Source organism: Bartonella sp. MR168JLCBS (assembly GCF_042194175.1).
The window spans coordinates 323-602 of sequence record NZ_JBHIMP010000527.1 but is presented as its reverse complement, the minus strand read 5'-3'; the positions used below and the strand labels follow the sequence as shown (position 1 = coordinate 602).

Genomic DNA, 280 nt, shown 5'->3' with positions numbered 1-280 from the left:
TGCCTCTGCCACACGGCGCGTTAATGTGGCAAATTCCATAGTTTTAAGAAAAGCGATTAAGCGTGGACCATCTTGTGATTCTAAAGTAAGATCATCTAAATCATTTTCTATAGGCACATCTGTTTTAAGCTGAACAAGTCTACGAGAAATTTTTGCTTGTTCACTATAAGCCTGAATATTTTCACGTCGTTTTGTTTGCTTAACTTCTGCCACTCTCTGCAACAAAAGATCAAGAGAGCCAAATTGATTCAACAATTGAGCAGCAATTTTAGGACCAATG

The 280-nt window shown here is 37.9% G+C and carries 1 protein-coding gene; it reads right to left on the bottom strand.

Annotated elements, in window-relative coordinates; translation table 11 throughout:
- On the bottom strand, window positions 1-280 hold a 280-nt coding region (locus tag ACFIK8_RS12415), incomplete at both ends, for a 5'-3' exonuclease H3TH domain-containing protein (protein WP_375669603.1).